Below are 16,171 nucleotides of genomic sequence, written 5' to 3' on the forward strand. Positions count from 1 at the left end.
GCGCCCCGTCGTCGTTGCTGCTGCGGGGTGCGGCAGGTGGCCGGGTGCGGAGGGGGTGCGCGTCAGCGCACGGGTGCGTTCCGCGGGTCGATGCGGGTCTGGCCGCGCAGCAGCACGATGTCCGCCTCCCGCAGCACCTCGTTGACGTCGCGCATGCCGCGCACGGACTGCAGCACGCCGATCGCGACCCGCGGCCCGATCTCGCGGCGCAGCCGTTCGAGCAGCTCGGTGAGCCGGTCCGGCATACCCCCGGCGCCGACGTCGTCGACGAGGATCGCGAAGTCGTCCTCGCTCGTGCGCGCGGTGGTGTCGCCCTCCCGCAGCGGACGACGGAGCTGGCGCACGACCTCCCGGTGCACGTCCGGGGCGTGGTCGGCGTCGTCGCGCATCATCGCGCCGGGGTCGACGACCCGGACCAGCGCCACCGCGCAGTCGTACGACGACGAGCGACGGCAGCGCAGCAGCGCGGCGCCGAGGCGGTCAAGGAACAGCAGCCGGTTGACCAGGCCCGTCTCGGGGTCGTGCAGCGCGTCGCGCTGCAGCGCGATCTCCGCCTCCTTGCGCTCGGTGACGTCCACGAGCGTGCCGACGAGCCGCGCGGGGCAGCCCGCGTCGTCCAGGACGGTCACCGCCCGGCACATCATCCAGCGGTAGTCGCCCGAATGCGTGCGCACCCGGTGCTCGAGCTCCAGGGGCGTGCCGCACCCGGCGAGCTGGGCCGCGATCGCGGCCGACAGCTCGTCGCGGTCGGCGGGGTGGACGCGCTCGAGCCACTCCGACGGCTGGTCGCCGATGACGTCCTCGGCGTAGCCGAGCGTCTGCTTCCACCGCGGCGAGTAGTACACCGCACCCGCGGACACGTCCCAGTCCCACGTGCCGTCGTGCGCGGCCATCGAGGCCAGCGCGTACCGCTCCTCGCTCTCGCGCACGGTGTCGGCCAGGGCGCGCTCGCGCGCGGCGGCCTGCTCGAGGGCCTTGCGCTGCTCGCGCAGCGACCCCAGCAGCCGCTCCTGGTCGAGTGCGACGGCCAGCAGCGCGGCCCAGTGGTTGAAGCGGTCGCGCGGCTGCGTCGCGCGCGTCTCGACGGTCCCGTCGATGGCGAGCAGCCCCCAGTCGCTGCCGCCGAACGTCACCGGGACGACGAACGTCAGCTCGTTCGACCCGACGGTCCCGGCGCGCGTGAGGGCGGCGGGCGGGAACTGGCTGGCGGTGGTGCGTACGCCCACGAGCCGCGACAGCGTCCCGCTCGTGTCGTGGACGCCGACGATCTCCATCTCGCGGTCCCCGGGCCCGCGGTCGGTGCCGACCCACAGCCCCAGGCACGCGTGGCCGCGCACGCCGCGCGGCAGCCAGCCGAGCGCCCGCGGGCTCGCACCGTCTCCCCGCAGCAGGTCCATGTCGACCTCGTACTGGTCGACGATCGTGCGCTCGAGCTGGCCGCTGCGCGCGAGCATCGCGCGCGTGCAGCCCTTCGTCACCGCGAGCAGCACGTCGGTGACGGCCCGGCGGACCGCGGTCGCGTGGGCGGCGCGGCTCTCGTCGAGAGAGGCGACGCGACGGCACTCGACGGATCGCAGCACCGCGACCATCTGCTCGAGCGCCTCGGGATGCGGCTGCAGGGCCGCGGTCAGGTCGGACAACCGGCCGAGGGCCGCCGGTGCGGGCGAGATGCCGCGCTCCGCGGCGACGTCCACCGGCTCCTCGACGGCACGCCACCACGCCTCGCGTGCGTCGGGCCCGGCCCGTCGTGACACCGTCGAGCCCGCGGGGCCCGCGAACGCCGCCTCCGCGAGGCGGCGAAGCAGCTCCGAACCGCTCAGGTCCTCGTCGACGCCACCCGGCGACGTGATCTCGGTGCACCCGCAGGACTCGCGGACGACGAGCGAGGACGGGACCCGGTGCTCACCAGGTGAGACGTCGTCGCCGCGCATCCGGGCGAGAAGAAGACCCACGGCGTGCTCCCCGACGCGGCCGAAGTGCGCGTCGACCGTCGACAGCCGGGGGCTGACACGCGCCCCGGAGTCGGCGTGGTCGAACGCGACGACCGCCTGGTCACGCGGCAGCACGAGCCCGTGCGAACGCAGGGCGCGCTGGAAGCCGACGGCGTTGCGGTCGGTCGCGGCGATGACGGCGGTGGTGGGGGTGCCGGCCTGCAGCATGCGCGCCGCGGCGTCGGCGCCACCCTGCTCCTGGTTGTCCGAGGCCTCGTACCACCAGGAGTCGTCCGAGTCGATGCCGTGCTCGGCGAGGGTCGTGCGGTACGCCGCGAAGCGCTCGCGCATGTCGCGCTGCCCGAGGTTGCCGAGGAAGCCGATGGCGCTGTGACCATGCCAGATGAGGTGTTCCACGGCCGCGCGCACGCCGCCGACGTTGTCCGGGACGACGACCGGGTCGTCCGGGTGGGCCGGGTCCTCGCTGATCAGCACCACCGGGACGCCCCACTCCCGGACGGCCGCCAGACGCTCGGGACTCAGGGCCTTGCCGATGACCACGAGGCCGTCGACGGCACCCAGGGCGACGGGCGTGTCGAGGACCGACTCCTCCGGGTAGCGCTCACGGTCGAGGCCCGCCGGGTAGGTCTGGACGGCCACCACACGGTGCCCCACGCCGCGGGCCGCGCGGGCCACACCGGCGATGACCGCACCGAAGTAGAAGCCTCCGACGACCGGGGACAGGACGCCGATCGTCCGACGCACCGTGGCGGGAACTCCGCGTCGGACCGTCACCATCTTTCACACCTCGCCCACGCCGTCGGAGTCGAGCTGATCGCTTTTCACCCACATCGGGCGCAACACTAGGTGATCGTGGTCACTCCTGCACATGACACAGGCAAAGAAGCTGTCTCTCCGACGACCGGAGCCCAGCCCGTCCTCGGCGGCCCTGGCGCCCGCCGACCGACGATCACCGACGTCGCCAAGGCCGCGGGGGTGTCCATCGCCGTCGTGTCGTACGCGCTCAACGGACGTCCCGGCGTGTCGGCCGCGACGCGAGAACGGGTGCTGCGGGTCGCCGACGAGTTCGGGTGGCGACCGAGCGCAGCGGCGCGCTCGATGCGCAGCGGCCCCCGTGCCGTCGGGCTCGTCGTCGACCGTGGACTGACCGGGGCCGTCGGCTACGGCGCGCACGTCCTGGAGTTCGTCGTCGCGCTGCAGGACGTCCTGGCGACCCGCCGCCTCGCCCTGGTGCTGCAGGTCGTCGACGACCTGGCCGCCGCCGTGACGCTCTACGGCGAGTGGTGGGCCGAGCGACGCTTCGACGTGATGGTCGTCACGGACGTCCGCACCGAGGACCCGCGGCTCGACGCGCTGCGCCGGCTGCGGATCCCTGCGGTGGTGGTCGGGGCGGGCGAGGTGCCCGGCGAGGTCGCGAACGTCAAGGTCGACGACGAGGGCGCGGCGGAGCGGGTGGGGCGCTACCTGATGGAGCTGGGGCACCGGCACGTCGGCTCGGTGACGGGTCCGGCGTCCCTGCACCGCACCCGCACGCGGGTCGCGGGCCTCGAGCGGGCACTCGACGCGGGGGGCGCGACGCTCGCGCACGAGCCCACCGGCGGGTCGCCGGAGGAGGCCGCGGCGGCGTGCCGACGCCTGCTGACTGGCGACCGGCCACCGACGGCCGTGGTGTTCGACACCGACCACATGGCGGTGGCGGCGCTCGACGTGGCGCGTCGCACCGGGCTGGCGGTGCCGTGGGACGTGTCGATCGTGGCGCTGTCGGACTCGCCGCTGTGCCGGCTCGCGACGCCGTCGATCACGTCGCTGCCCTCGGTGCAGCTCGAGCTCGGCACGGCGGTCGGCGAGGCCGTGCTGTCCGTGCTGGACTCCCAGCCGACACCCCTGCGCCACATCGAGGTGGGCGGTCTGGCGGTGCGAGGAAGCACCGGGCCGCGTTCGCGCTGACGGACGGGGCAAGCGCTTCGGTTCCTGCGGCAGGCCTGGCTGTCCGCAGGGCCGCGGCGCGCCCTCGCAGAGCCCTGACCAGCACAGACACGGGCGTGGGTGGCCTGAACGTCAGGTAACGATTTGGTAACGCGAGGACGCCTAAACGATTCGCGATCGTCCGCTGGGCCCGGCCGCGTGATGGATTCCGCAGCAGTCGCCGAGGACTCCGTCCACGGCGACTCGTATCCGTCGCCGCCGAGGGCCGGGTACGAACCCCGACCGACCCCCCGGAGGACACCCGTGTCCCTACACGGCAATCGAACGGCCGGACGGCGCTGGCGCGCCGTCGCGACCGCCGCGACGGCAACGGCGCTCGTCGCAGTGCCGCTGACGCTCTCGAGCACGGCCGCGACCGCGGCCGAGGCTCACGTCGGCAACCCCTACGCAGGCGCCAAGCAGTACGTGAACCCCACGTGGGCAGCGACTGTTGAGAGCGCTGCCACACGTGCCGGCAACGCGACGCTGGCAGCCCAGATGCGCACGGTGGCGAAGCAGCCGACCGCGGTGTGGATGGACCGCATCAGCGCGATCGCGGGCAACGCCGACGGCAACGGCCTGAAGTTCCACCTCGACGAGGCGCTCAAGCAGAAGACCGGCAGCACGCCGCTCGTCTTCAACCTCGTCATCTACAACCTGCCCGGCCGCGACTGCTTCGCGCTCGCGTCGAACGGTGAGCTCCCTGCCACCGCCGCCGGCCTGACGCGGTACAAGACCGAGTACATCGACCCCATCGTCGACCTGCTCTCGGACCCCAAGTACGGGGACATCCGGATCGCGGCGACGATCGAGCCCGACTCGCTGCCGAACCTCATCACCAACATCTCCGAGGCGACCTGCCAGGCGTCGGCGCCGTACTACCGCGAGGGCGTCAAGTACGCGCTCGACGAGCTCAAGACGATGTCGAACGTCTACACGTACATCGACGCGGCCCACTCCGGCTGGCTCGGCTGGGACACCAACGCGGCCCCGGCCGCAGCGCTCTTCGCCGAGGTCGCCGAGAGCACGCGGCTCGGCTACGCGTCCGTCGACGGGTTCGTGACCAACACCGCGAACTCGACGCCGCTCGCCGAGCCGTTCCTGCCCAACCCCGACCTGCAGGTCGGCGGTGCGCCGGTCCGTTCGTCGTCGTACTACGAGTGGAACCCCGACTTCGGTGAGCTCGCGTGGACGGCGCACCTGCACCGTCTCCTCGTCGCCGAGGGCTTCCCGTCCAGCACGGGCATGCTCATCGACACGTCCCGCAACGGCTGGGGCGGCCCCAACCGTCCGACCGCGGCCTCGACGAGCACGACGCTCAACACCTACGTCGACCAGTCCCGCATCGACAAGCGCACCCACCGCGGCGCCTGGTGCAACCCGCTCGGCGCCGGCATCGGTGAGCTGCCGAAGGCCACTCCCGCGGCGGCCTCCTACCTCGACGCGTACGTCTGGATCAAGCCCCCGGGCGAGTCCGACGGTGCGTCGAAGGAGATCCCGAACGACCAGGGCAAGAGCTTCGACCGCATGTGCGACCCGACCTTCGTGTCGCCCAAGCTCGCCAACACGCTGACCGGCGCCACGCCGGACGCGCCGCTGGCCGGCCAGTGGTTCGAGGCCCAGTTCCGGACGCTCGTCGCCAACGCGTACCCGGTGATCGTGGCCGACAACGGCCCGACCCCGACCCCCACGCCGACGCCGACGGTCACCCCGACGCCGACGCCGACCCCCACCCCGACGCCGACGGTCACGCCGACCCCGACGCCGACCCCGACGCCGACGGTCACCCCCACCCCGACCCCGACGCCGACCCCGACGGTCACGCCGACGCCCACGCCGACGCCCACCCCGACCGTCACGCCCACCCCGACGCCCACGTCGAACCCCGGCGCCACCTGCTCCGTGCGCTACTCGGCGAGCAGCTGGAACACCGGCTTCACCGCGTCGGTGCGGGTCACCAACACCGGTTCGTCCTCCCTGAACGGCTGGACGCTGGGCTTCTCGTTCGCGAACGGCCAGCGGGTCACGCAGGGCTGGAGCGCCAACTGGACGCAGTCCGGCACCGCGGTGACGGCAGCGAACGCGGCCTGGAACGGGTCGCTGTCCGCCGGTGGTTCGGTGGACATCGGCTTCAACGGCTCGCACAGCGGCACCAACACCGCGCCGAGCTCCTTCACCCTGAACGGCGCCACCTGCACGGTGGGCTGATCACCCCGGGCGTCTGAACGCCTGACATGACGAAGGGCCCTCCCGGACCAGTCCGGGAGGGCCCTTCGCAGCGGGTGGCACCGACGTCCGACCCCCCTCTCGACCTTCCCTGACCTCAGGAGAACCGTGTCCAGCTCCCGTGTGCGTCGCCTGCGCACCGCGCTCGGCGGCGCCCTCGCCGCCGGCGTCATCGCCGTCCCCCTCGCGCTGTCCGCCGTCCCGGCGCACGCCGCACCGACCCCCGACTGGCTGCACGTCGAGGGCAACACGATCGTCGACTCCGCCGGCAAGGAGGTGTGGCTCACCGGCGTCAACTGGTTCGGCTTCAACGCCGACGAGCGCATCTTCCACGGCCTGTGGTCGGCCGACATGCGCACCCTGACCAAGGGCATCGCGGACCGCGGCATGAACGTGGTGCGCGTGCCGATCTCGACCGAGCTGCTGCTGGAGTGGAAGGCCGGCACGTTCACCAAGCCCAACGTCAACGAGTTCGCCAACCCCGAGCTCGCCGGGCTGAACAGCCTCCAGGTCTTCGAGAAGTGGCTCGAGATGTGCGAGGAGTACGGGCTGAAGGTCTTCCTCGACGTGCACAGCGCCGAGGCGGACAACTCCGGCCACGTGCACCCCGTCTGGTGGAAGGGCTCGATCACCACCGAGGACGTGTACGAGGGCTGGGAGTGGGCCGCGGCCCGCTGGAAGACCAACGACACGATGATCGGCGCGGACATCAAGAACGAGCCGCACGGGACGCAGGGCTCCACCGAGCGCGCCAAGTGGGACGGCTCGACGGACAAGGACAACTTCAAGCACTTCGCCGAGACGGCGTCGCGCAAGATCCTGGCGATCAACCCGAACTGGCTGGTCTTCGTCGAGGGCATCGAGATCTACCCGAAGCCGGGGGTCTCGTGGACGTCGACGGGCCTGACCGACTACCACCCCATGTGGTGGGGCGGCAACCTGCGCGGGGTGCGCGACTTCCCGATCGACCTCGGCGCGAACCAGGACCAGCTCGTGTACTCCCCGCACGACTACGGACCGCTCGTCCACCTGCAGCCCTGGTTCGAGGGCGACTTCTCCCGTGCGAGCCTCGAGCGTGACGTGTGGGACCCGAACTGGCTGTACCTGCACAAGGAGAACACCGCACCGCTGCTCATCGGCGAGTGGGGCGGCTTCATGGACGGGGGCAAGAACGAGAAGTGGATGGTCGCGCTGCGTGACCTCATCGCCGACCGGCGCCTCAGCCACACCTTCTGGGTCCTGAACCCGAACTCCGGTGACACCGGCGGCCTGCTCGGCTACGACTGGGCCACCTGGGACGAGGAGAAGTACGCGCTGCTGAAGCCGGCGCTGTGGCAGGACGGCGGCAAGTTCGTCAGCCTCGACCACGACGTGCCGCTGGGTGGTGTCGGGAGCGCGACGGGCAAGTCCCTGTCACAGGTCAACGGGACGGGACCCACGACGAGCCCCACGCCGACGCCCACCCCCACGCCGACTCCCACCCCGACGGTCTCGCCGACCCCGACGGTGTCCCCGACGCCGACGGTGTCCCCCACCCCGACGGTGTCCCCCACGCCGACGGCCTCCCCGACACCCTCGGTGAGCCCGACGTCCCCCGCCGGCGCGTGCACGGTCACCGCCAGCACCAGCTCGTGGAGCTCGGGCCTGACGGGGTCGGTGCGACTGACGAACACCGGCAGCGCGCTTTCCGGCTGGACGCTGACGTTCACGCTGCCTGCGGGCGTGTCACTCACGCAGGGCTGGGGCGGCACGTGGACGCAGTCCGGGTCGACGGTCTCCGTGACGAACGCGCCGTGGAACGGCGCGCTCGCGACGGGCGGCACGGCCGAGATCGGCTTCAACGCGTCCCACGGCGGCACCGCTGGCACGCTCACGGGCTTCGCCCTCGGCGGCGCTTCCTGCACGACGCGCTGAGCGGACCCGGCGTCAGGACCGGCCGCCGCACCCTCACCGGGTGCGGCGGCCGGCCGCGCTCAGGCGACCGCGTCGCGCAGCGCGGCGAGCAGGTCGTCGACGTCCTGCTCGGTGGTGTCGAACGCGCACATCAGCCGCACGGTGCCGTCGGCGACGTCCCAGTCGTAGAACCGCCACCGCCGTCGCAGGTCGGCTGCGACGTGCGCGGGCAGCCGCACGAACACCCCGTTCGCCTCCGTCGGCTGCGTGACCTCGAGCGACCCGACCGCGTCGATCCCGGCGCGCAGCCGCGCCGCCATGGCGTTCGCGTGCTGGGCGGAGCGCTGCCACAGGTCGCCCTCGTACAGCGCGACCAGCTGCGCCGAGACGAACCGCATCTTCGACGCGAGCTGCATGCTCGCCTTGCGCAGGTACTCCACGCCGTCGACCGCCGCGGGGTCCAGCACGACGATCGCCTCGGCCAGCAGCAGCCCGTTCTTCGTGCCGCCGAGCGACAGCACGTCCACGCCGCAGTCCGTCGTCAGCGCACGCAGCGGCACGCCCAGGTGCGCGGCGGCGTTGGCGAGCCGCGACCCGTCCATGTGCACCCGCATGCCCAGGGCGTGCGCCTGGTCGCAGAGCTCGCGGACCGCGGCAGGCGTGTAGACCGTCCCGAGCTCGGTGGCCTGCGTCAGGGACACGACCCCCGGCTGCGCCCGGTGGACGTCGCCGAACCCCCACGCCTGCCGGGCCACCCGCTCGGGCGTCAGGCGCCCGTCGGGTGCCGGCACGGTCAGCAGCTTCAGCCCGCCGACCCGCTCGGGGGCGCCGTTCTCGTCGGTGTGGACGTGCGCGACGTCCGTGCAGATGACCGCGCCCCAGCGCGGCAGCATCGCCTGCAGCGCGACGACGTTGGCGCCGGTGCCGTTGACGACCGGGTACGCGATCGCCTGGTCACCGAGCCGGGCGCGCACGACCTCCTGCAGGCGGGCGGTCCACGGGTCGTCGCCGTACGCGGCGACGTGACCCACGTTCGCGGCGGCCACGGCGGCGAGCACCTCGGGGTGCACGCCGGCGTAGTTGTCCGACGCGAAGTGGCGGGTGGGGGGCAGGTGCGGGTCGCTCACGGCACCAGTCTCGCCGACGGCGTGCACCACCTGGGCGTTCGTGGTGCAGCGTGGACGTCGAACCGGCATGATCCCTGCAGCCCGACGACCAGGAGGAAACCGACAGATGGCCCGCACCGACGACAAGGTCACCCCCGAGCAGCACGAGCAGCCGGCGGACGACCGCGACGAGACGTACACCGAGCGGATGGACCGCAACTGGGCGGAGCTGCTGCAGGAGCTGCGCGTGACGCAGACGGGCGCGCAGATCCTCACGGGCTTCCTGCTCACCCTGCCGTTCCAGTCGCGGTTCACCGAGCTGGACGACTACCAGCGGACCGTCTACCTCGTCCTGGTCCTGGTGGCCGCGCTCGCGACCGTGCTCATCATCGCGCCCGTGAGCCTGCACCGGATGCTGTTCCGGCTGCGCCTCAAGCCGCAGCTCGTCGACGCGGGCCACGCGCTGGCCCGCGCGGGGCTCGCGGCACTCGCGCTGGCGCTCACCGGATCGACGCTGCTGCTGTTCGACGTGGTGCTGTCACGCACTGCCGGGCTGGTGGCGGGCGCGGCGCTGCTGCTCGTCATCGTCCTGGCCTGGATCGTGCTCCCCCGGGCCATCGCCCGCCGCGCGGACGCGGAGGACGCCGCCTCGCGCACCTGAGCGCACCGGGCACGACGACGGCCCCCGGTCGCACCCTTCAGGGGTGCGGCCGGGGGCCGTCGGTCGGTCAGCCCTGGACGGCGCGCTTGAGCGCGCTGCCGGCCGTGATCTTCACGCGGTGGCCCGCCGGGATCTCCAGCTTCTCACCCGTCTGCGGGTTCACGCCGGTCCGGGCGGCACGGTCGGCACGGGCCACCGCGAGGAAGCCGGGGATCGACACGCTGCCGCCGGCGGCGAGCTGCTCGACCACGACCTCCTGCAAGGCCTTGAGGGCCTTGTCGGTGTCGGTGTTGGTCAGCCCGGCCTTCGCGGCGACGGCCTGGACGAGCTCGGTGCGGTTGACACTCACGTCGGGTGCTCCTCGGTACTCGGTTCGCAGCCCCGGCCGGGAGGCGGACGGGGCGGTGCAGCACGACTCGCGTGCGCACGGCCACCGACACTAACCGTGCCTGCCCGGCGCAGCGCGTCGGGCGGCACCGTGTCGTCGGTCACCGTCGTCCGCGCTCGCGGACCTGCGCCGCGGTCCGCGTGGTGACGACCCGGTCCGCGCCGATGCCGTGGACGACCGCGCGCTCGCAGCCGACGCGCAGCCAGTCGAGCTGCCCGGGGGCGTGCGCGTCGGAGTCGATGCTGAACTCGCACCCGGCGTCGACCGCGACCTGCAGCAGCTCGTGCGGGGGGTCGAGGCGGTCGGGCCGGCAGTTGATCTCGACGGCCACCCCGTGCTGTGCGCACGCGTCGAACACGACGCGCGCGTCGAAGTCGCTCGGGGGGCGGTGCTTGCCGGCGACCTGCCGACCCGTGCAGTGCCCCAGCACGTCGGTGCGGGGGTCACGGACGGCGGCCACCATGCGGCGCGTCATCACGGCGCCGTCCATCCGCAGCTTGGAGTGCACCGACGCGACGACGACGTCGAGCTCGTCGAGCAGGTCGGGGTCCTGGTCGAGCGTGCCGTCGTCGAGGATGTCGACCTCGATCCCGCTCAGGACGTCGAACGGTGCGACCGCCGGCCGCAGCGCGTCGAGCTGCGCGAGCTGGGCGCGCAGGCGCGCGGCCGAGAGCCCGTTCGCCACGGTCAGGCGCGGCGAGTGGTCGGTGACCGCGAGGTAGTCGCGGCCCAGGCCGAGCGCCGCCAGGACCATCTCCTGCACCGAGGTCGCCCCGTCGCTGGCCTCGGTGTGGCTGTGCAGGTCCCCGCGCAGCGCGGCGTACAGGTCCGCGGCGGCGGGGGTGAGCGTGGCGTCCTGCGCGGCGGACCGCTCCTCGAGCTCGTCGAGCACCGGGACGGGCCGCCCCGCCATCGCCCGGGACACGACCTCCGCGGTGCTGGAGCCGACCGCCGGGAGGTCGTGCAGCGCGCCCGCGGCGGCCAGGGTCGCCAGCCGCCGCGGCTCCTGCCGCTCGACCGTGCGCGCCGCAGCGCGGTACGCCTCACAGCGGTAGCGACTCGCCTGGGCGCGTTCGAGGAGGAAGGCGATGCGCCGCAGGGTCGCGACGGCACGCTCCTGCTCGTCCGACGCGCTCACGACGCCTTGGTCCGGGCGCGCCGGCGCGGGGTCGTGGACTCGTCGTCGTCGGCATCGGTGGACTTCGTCGCGCTCTTGGTGCTCTTGGTGCTCTTCGTGCTCGTGGTGCTCTTCGCGCTCGTGGCCGTCGTCGCGCGCGCCGAGGCGCGCTTCTTGGCGCCGCCGGACGCGGCCGCGTCCCCGGCGGGCGTCTCGTCGGCGTCCTCGCCGCGCGCCGCGCGCGCCTTGTCGACCGACCGCTGCAGGGCTGCGAGCAGGTCGACGACCTCGCCGCCGCCCTCGGACTCCTCGGCCTCCGGCGGTGCGGGCGGCGCCTGGGTGTCACCCGAGGACACCTTCGCCTCGATGAGCTGCTCGAGCGCCGCGACGTACGCGTCCTCGTACTGCGAGGGATCGAAGTCCCCCGCCAGGGACTCCACCAGCGACGACGCCATCGTCAGCTCCTGCGGACGCACGGTCACGTCGTCGTCCAGCACCGGGAAGTCCGCCTCGCGCACCTCGTCGGGCCACAGCAGGGTCTGCAGCACGATGACCTTGTCCCGGACGCGCAGCACCGCCATCGACTCGCGCTGGCGGATCGCGACCTTCACGACCGCGACCCGGTCCGTCTCCTCGAGCGCGCCGCGCAGCAGCGCGTACGGCTTGGCCGCGGACTTGTCCGGCTCCAGGAAGTACGTCTTCTGCAGCAGGATCGGGTCGACCTGCTCGGCCGGCACGAACTCCAGGACCTCGATCTCCCGCTCGGTGGCCAGCGGCAGCTGCTGGAAGTCCTCGTCGGTGAGGACGACCAGCTCGCCGTCCTGCGTCTCGTAGCCCTTGGCGATGTCCGACCACTCGACGGCCTCGCCGTCGAGGCTGCACACCTTGCGGTAGCGGATCCTGCCGCCGTCCTCGCGGTGCACCTGGTGCAGCCGCACCTCGTGCTCCCCCGTGGCCGCGTACAACCGCACCGGCACGTTCACCAGGCCGAAGGCCACAGCGCCCTTCCAGATCGCCCGCACGGCTCGTCCTCTCGTCGTGGCGCGCCGCACCCCGCTGGGCCGCCCCACGCGGCCCGCTGCACGCTCCACGGCAGGATGGACCCGTGGAGCCCATGCTCGCCACCCCTGCGCCCGCACCCGCGGCGCTGCCGCACGGCCACGAGTGGGTCTTCGAGGTCAAGTGGGACGGCGTGCGGGTGCTCGCCGACGTGCACGCGGGGGGCGTCCGGCTGAGCAGCCGCAACGAGCGCGACGTCACCGCCGCGTACCCCGAGCTCGCCGGCCTGGCGGGTCTCGGCGACGTCGTCCTCGACGGCGAGGTCGTGCTGCTCGACGCCGGGCGGCCCTCGTTCGCGGCGCTCGCCGAGCGCATGCACGTGCGTGACGCCCGCCGCGCGGGCGCGCTCGCGGCGGCGCGGCCGGTCACCTACCTCGTGTTCGACGTGCTGCGGCACGACGGCCACGACCTGACGTCGCTGCCGTTCACGGCACGCCGTGCCGTCCTCGACTCGCTCGTGCTGCCGGACCACGTGCAGGCGTCGCCCCTGTACGACGACGGCGACGACCTGTGGCGCGTGACCGCCGCGCACGGCCTCGAGGGCGTCGTCGCCAAGCGGCGCGACGCCCCGTACCGACCGGGACGGCGGTCACCTGACTGGGTGAAGGCCGCCCACCGCCGCACCCGCACCGCCGTCGTCGGCGCATGGCGACCCGAGTCGACGGGCACGGGACGCCTCGGGGCCGTCCTGCTGGGCGCTCCCGACGCCGCCGGGGAGCTGCGCTACCTCGGCCGTGCGGGCTCCGGCCTCGGGGGTTCCGCCGCCCGGACGATGCACGACCTGGTCGACCCGCACCGCAGGGCGACCAGCCCGTTCGTCGACGAGGTCCCCGCCGTGGACGCGCGCGGCGCGACCTGGGTGCAGCCCCTGGTCGTCGTCGACGTCCTGTACCTGGCGCGGACACCGAGCGGCCGGCTGCGCCACCCGGTCGTGCGGGGCGTCCGCACCGACACCGCCGCCGACCCGTGGGAGCAGCCGTGACGCAGGAGCAGGTGAGGACCCGATGAACCCCGGCAGCCCCGACCGCCAGACCGTCGACGTCGGCGGTCGTCCCGTCCGGCTGACCCACCTCGACAAGGTCGTGTACCCGCAGACCGGCACCACCAAGGCCGAGGTCATGGACTACCTCGTGCGGGTCGAGCCCGCGATCCTGCGGCAGCTGCGCGACCGCCCCGTCACGCGCATCCGGTGGCCGGACGGCGTCGGCGGGGGCAAGTTCTTCGAGAAGAACACCCCGCGCGGTGCCCCGTCGTGGCTGCGCCACCACCGGCTGCCTGCGTCCCCCGGCACCGACGACGAGGGCACGATCCTCGACCTGCCGTTCCTCGACGACCTCGCCGGCCTCATGTGGGCGGCGAACTCCGGCGCTCTCGAGCTGCACACCCCGCAGTGGACGGTCGGACCGCGCGGCGGCGTCCGCGACGCGGACCGCCTGGTCGTCGACCTCGACCCCGGCCCCGGCGCGGGCCTCGACGAGTGCGCCCGCGTCGCCCACCTCGTCGCCGAGCGGCTGCGGGACGACGGCCTCACGCACACCGTGCCCGTCACGTCCGGCTCGAAGGGCCTGCAGCTGTACGCCCCGCTCCCCCGACCCCGCCCCGCGACGGCCGTCCGCGAGGCAGCGCACGCGCTCGCGGTGGCGCTGGCCACCGAGCACCCCGCGCTCGTCGTCGCCCTGCAGCGCAAGGACCTGCGCGGCGGCAAGGTGCTGCTCGACTGGTCGCAGAACCACCCCGCCAAGACGACGATCACGCCGTGGTCGCTGCGGGGCCGCGACCGCCCGACCGTCGCAGCCCCGCGCCACTGGGACGAGATCGGACCGGGCCTGCAGCAGCTGACCGCCGACGAGGCCGCGACGCGCCTCGCGCGCGACGGCGACCCGTTCGAGGACTGACGTCCGGGGAGCGGGACTGCCCGCTCCCTCCGATGGCGTCGGCGTCCCGGGGCTGGCAGCGTGGTCGCCACCCGGGCCGGACGAGCCCGGGCACGTACGCGAAGGAGTGGACATGGCCCGCGATCTGCCCAAGTACACCGTCCCGTCGCTCACGCCCGAGGACGGCGCCACGGTGGCCGCGATCCTGCAGGGGCGTCTCGACGCGCTGAACGACCTGGCACTGACCCTCAAGCACATCCACTGGAACGTGGTCGGCCCGCACTTCATCGCGGTGCACGAGATGCTCGACCCCCAGGTCGACGCCGTCCGCCTCATGGTCGACGCGACCGCCGAGCGCATCGCCACCCTCGGTGCCGCGCCCGTCGGCACGCCCGGTGCCCTCGTCAAGGCCCGCACGTGGGACGACTACTCGATCGGCCGCGCGAGCACCGCCGAGCACCTCGGGGCCCTCGACGAGGTGTACGTCGGCGTCATCACCGACCACCGCAAGGCCGCCGCCGACACCGACGAGCTCGACACCGTGACCAACGACCTCCTGGTCGGGCACCTGCGCGAGCTCGAGCTCTTCCACTGGTTCGTCCGGGCGCACCTCGAGTCGTCCGGTGGCGCGCTGTCGACGGCCGGCGCCAGCACCGAGAAGGACGCCGCCCAGGCCGCCGAGACCGCCGCTCGTCAGGCGTCGTGACCGCCCAGCAGCGCCCGGCGTCGCCCGCCGCACCGACCGTCCCCCCCGGCGCTCGCGCGTCGGACGGGGACGGTCTGCGTACGGGACGCGTCGAGCCGCGCCTCGAGAACCCCGACGGCTCCCCCGTCCAGCGGCTCCACGTCGCCGCGCGGCTCGAGGACCGCTACGACGCCGCGCTCGCGCGGCTGCTGCGCCGCCGCGGCTGGACCGTGCGCGTCATCGGGTACGCCGGGTACGGGTCGGGCGGACGCGTCCGCGTCATGGCGCGCACGCTCCTCGCGTCGCCCAGCGTGCGGCAGCGCGACCTGCCCGACGCGGGCGCGGGGGCGCAGACCGGCGAGGAGCTCGCGCCCTCCGTCCGCGGCTGGCGCTCGTTCTTCACGGCGGGCGTCGCCGGCGCACCGGTCGAGGTGGAGATCGCCGGGACGACGCACCGGCTGACCGCCGACCGCGGAGGCTACGTCGACGCGGTCGTCGAGGCCGACCTGCCCCCCGGGTGGCACGACGTCGAGCTGCGCTCCCTGGACGACGCGCGGACGACCGCGCGCATCGTCGTGGTCGGACCCGAGCCGGCCATCGGCGTGGTCAGCGACATCGACGACACGGTCATGGTCACGCGCCTGCCGCGACCCTTCGTCGCGGCCTGGAACGTCTTCTTCCGGCACGAGAACGCCCGTGAGGCGGTGCCGGGCATGGCCAAGCTCTACCGCGAGATCCTGCAGGAGCACCCCGAGGCGCCCGTCCTCTACCTCTCGACGGGGGCGTGGAACGCCGCACCGGCGATCGGGCGCTTCCTGCGTCGGCACGACTACCCGGCGGGGCCGCTCCTGCTCACGGACTGGGGCCCCACCAACACGGGCCTGTTCCGCAGCGGGCCACGGCACAAGGTGTCCCAGCTGCGCCGGCTGTTCGCCGAGATGCCGCAGGTGCGCTGGATCCTGGTCGGCGACGACGGGCAGCACGACCCGCAGATCTACGCCGGTGCGGTCGAGCACCACCCCGAGCGGGTCGCCGCCGTGCTGATCCGCCAGCTCACGGCCGGCGAGCACGTCCTGTCGCACGGGTTGCCGGCTCCGACGATCCAGCAGGAGGAGTCCCAGGACAGCGTCGACGACGCACCGGGCATCGACGTGCTGCTCGGGGCCGACGGCGAGGCGCTGCTCGAGCGCGCACGGGACGCGGGGCTCACGGGCTGAGCCCCGCGTCGAGGCGAGGGACGGCCCC

Annotated in this window: 13 protein-coding genes; 8 read left to right on the top strand and 5 right to left on the bottom strand. The window is 73.6% G+C overall.

The genetic code is table 11. From position 1 onward, the window contains the following. Positions 1–62: 62 nt before the first annotated feature. Positions 63–2,729, bottom strand: a complete 2,667-nt coding sequence (locus OKX07_RS10190) for a substrate-binding domain-containing protein (RefSeq protein WP_265627974.1) — start codon at positions 2,727–2,729, stop codon at positions 63–65. A 75-nt stretch (positions 2,730–2,804) separates the two neighbouring features. On the opposite strand from OKX07_RS10190, the gene OKX07_RS10195 reads away from it, so the two are divergent. From OKX07_RS10195 to OKX07_RS10205, 3 genes are all read left to right on the top strand, one after another. Further along, positions 2,805–3,899 carry a LacI family DNA-binding transcriptional regulator gene (locus OKX07_RS10195; protein ID WP_265627975.1) on the top strand — a complete coding sequence of 365 codons (1,095 nt, stop codon included), beginning with the start codon at positions 2,805–2,807 and terminating at the stop codon, positions 3,897–3,899. 282 nt (positions 3,900–4,181) lie between these two features. Beyond that, positions 4,182–6,125: a glycoside hydrolase family 6 protein gene (locus tag OKX07_RS10200; protein ID WP_416220776.1), complete on the top strand. Its 1,944-nt coding sequence runs from the start codon at positions 4,182–4,184 to the stop codon at positions 6,123–6,125. A gap of 126 nt (positions 6,126–6,251) precedes the next feature. Next, complete coding sequence (locus OKX07_RS10205) at positions 6,252–8,057, top strand: cellulase family glycosylhydrolase (RefSeq protein WP_265627977.1); 1,806 nt, start codon at positions 6,252–6,254, stop codon at positions 8,055–8,057. Between the two features lie 59 nt (positions 8,058–8,116). On the opposite strand, the gene OKX07_RS10210 is transcribed toward OKX07_RS10205, so the two are convergent. After that, positions 8,117–9,232 (bottom strand): threonine aldolase family protein, encoded by a 1,116-nt coding sequence (locus OKX07_RS10210; protein WP_416220777.1) that lies wholly within the window; start codon positions 9,230–9,232, stop codon positions 8,117–8,119. A gap of 37 nt (positions 9,233–9,269) precedes the next feature. On the opposite strand from OKX07_RS10210, the gene OKX07_RS10215 reads away from it, so the two are divergent. After that, a complete protein-coding gene (locus OKX07_RS10215; RefSeq protein ID WP_265627979.1) occupies positions 9,270–9,803 on the top strand; it encodes a DUF6328 family protein in 534 nt (177 codons plus the stop codon). 67 nt (positions 9,804–9,870) lie between these two features. Here OKX07_RS10215 and OKX07_RS10220 read toward each other — a convergent pair whose 3' ends face one another. From OKX07_RS10220 to OKX07_RS10230, 3 genes are all read right to left on the bottom strand, one after another. After that, positions 9,871–10,152, bottom strand: a complete 282-nt coding sequence (locus OKX07_RS10220) for an HU family DNA-binding protein (RefSeq protein WP_265627980.1) — start codon at positions 10,150–10,152, stop codon at positions 9,871–9,873. Between the two features lie 139 nt (positions 10,153–10,291). Beyond that, entirely contained in the window at positions 10,292–11,329 is a 1,038-nt protein-coding gene (locus tag OKX07_RS10225; RefSeq protein WP_265627981.1) for a PHP domain-containing protein, read from the bottom strand. Continuing rightward, positions 11,326–12,330 carry a Ku protein gene (locus OKX07_RS10230; RefSeq protein WP_265627982.1) on the bottom strand — a complete coding sequence of 335 codons (1,005 nt, stop codon included), beginning with the start codon at positions 12,328–12,330 and terminating at the stop codon, positions 11,326–11,328. The genes OKX07_RS10225 and OKX07_RS10230 overlap by 4 nt, the downstream gene beginning before the upstream one ends. A 92-nt stretch (positions 12,331–12,422) precedes the next feature. Here OKX07_RS10230 and ligD (OKX07_RS10235) point away from each other — a divergent pair, with 92 nt between their 5' ends. The 4 genes from ligD (OKX07_RS10235) to OKX07_RS10250 all read left to right on the top strand — a co-directional run bounded on the left by ligD (OKX07_RS10235) (position 12,423) and on the right by OKX07_RS10250 (position 16,143). Next, complete coding sequence (gene ligD / locus OKX07_RS10235) at positions 12,423–13,349, top strand: non-homologous end-joining DNA ligase (RefSeq protein WP_322746848.1); 927 nt, start codon at positions 12,423–12,425, stop codon at positions 13,347–13,349. Positions 13,350–13,371: 22 nt separating this feature from the next. Next, the gene (ligD, locus tag OKX07_RS10240) at positions 13,372–14,262 is read left to right on the top strand and encodes a non-homologous end-joining DNA ligase (protein ID WP_265627984.1); all 891 of its coding nucleotides are present in this window, start codon (positions 13,372–13,374) and stop codon (positions 14,260–14,262) included. A 112-nt stretch (positions 14,263–14,374) separates the two neighbouring features. Next, positions 14,375–14,947, top strand: coding sequence for a Dps family protein (locus OKX07_RS10245; RefSeq protein ID WP_265627985.1), 573 nt, complete (start codon positions 14,375–14,377; stop codon positions 14,945–14,947). Continuing rightward, the gene (locus OKX07_RS10250; protein ID WP_265627986.1) at positions 14,944–16,143 is read left to right on the top strand and encodes an App1 family protein; all 1,200 of its coding nucleotides are present in this window, start codon (positions 14,944–14,946) and stop codon (positions 16,141–16,143) included. Before OKX07_RS10245 ends, OKX07_RS10250 begins: the two co-directional genes overlap by 4 nt. The last annotated feature ends 28 nt before the right edge of the window (positions 16,144–16,171 follow it).

Source organism: Cellulomonas sp. S1-8, assembly GCF_026184235.1.
Taxonomy (GTDB): Bacteria; Actinomycetota; Actinomycetes; order Actinomycetales; family Cellulomonadaceae; genus Cellulomonas.

Excerpts from the sequence above, each read along its gene's own strand:
- OKX07_RS10210 (WP_416220777.1), bottom strand. The coding sequence starts at position 9,232 with ATGCCGGTTCGACGTCCACGCTGCACCACGAACGCCCAGGTGGTGCAC.
- OKX07_RS10190 (WP_265627974.1), bottom strand. The coding sequence starts at position 2,729 with ATGGTGACGGTCCGACGCGGAGTTCCCGCCACGGTGCGTCGGACGATC.
- ligD (WP_322746848.1), top strand. The coding sequence starts at position 12,423 with ATGCTCGCCACCCCTGCGCCCGCACCCGCGGCGCTGCCGCACGGCCAC.
- OKX07_RS10245 (WP_265627985.1), top strand. The coding sequence starts at position 14,375 with ATGGCCCGCGATCTGCCCAAGTACACCGTCCCGTCGCTCACGCCCGAG.
- OKX07_RS10215 (WP_265627979.1), top strand. The coding sequence starts at position 9,270 with ATGGCCCGCACCGACGACAAGGTCACCCCCGAGCAGCACGAGCAGCCG.
- ligD (WP_265627984.1), top strand. The coding sequence starts at position 13,372 with ATGAACCCCGGCAGCCCCGACCGCCAGACCGTCGACGTCGGCGGTCGT.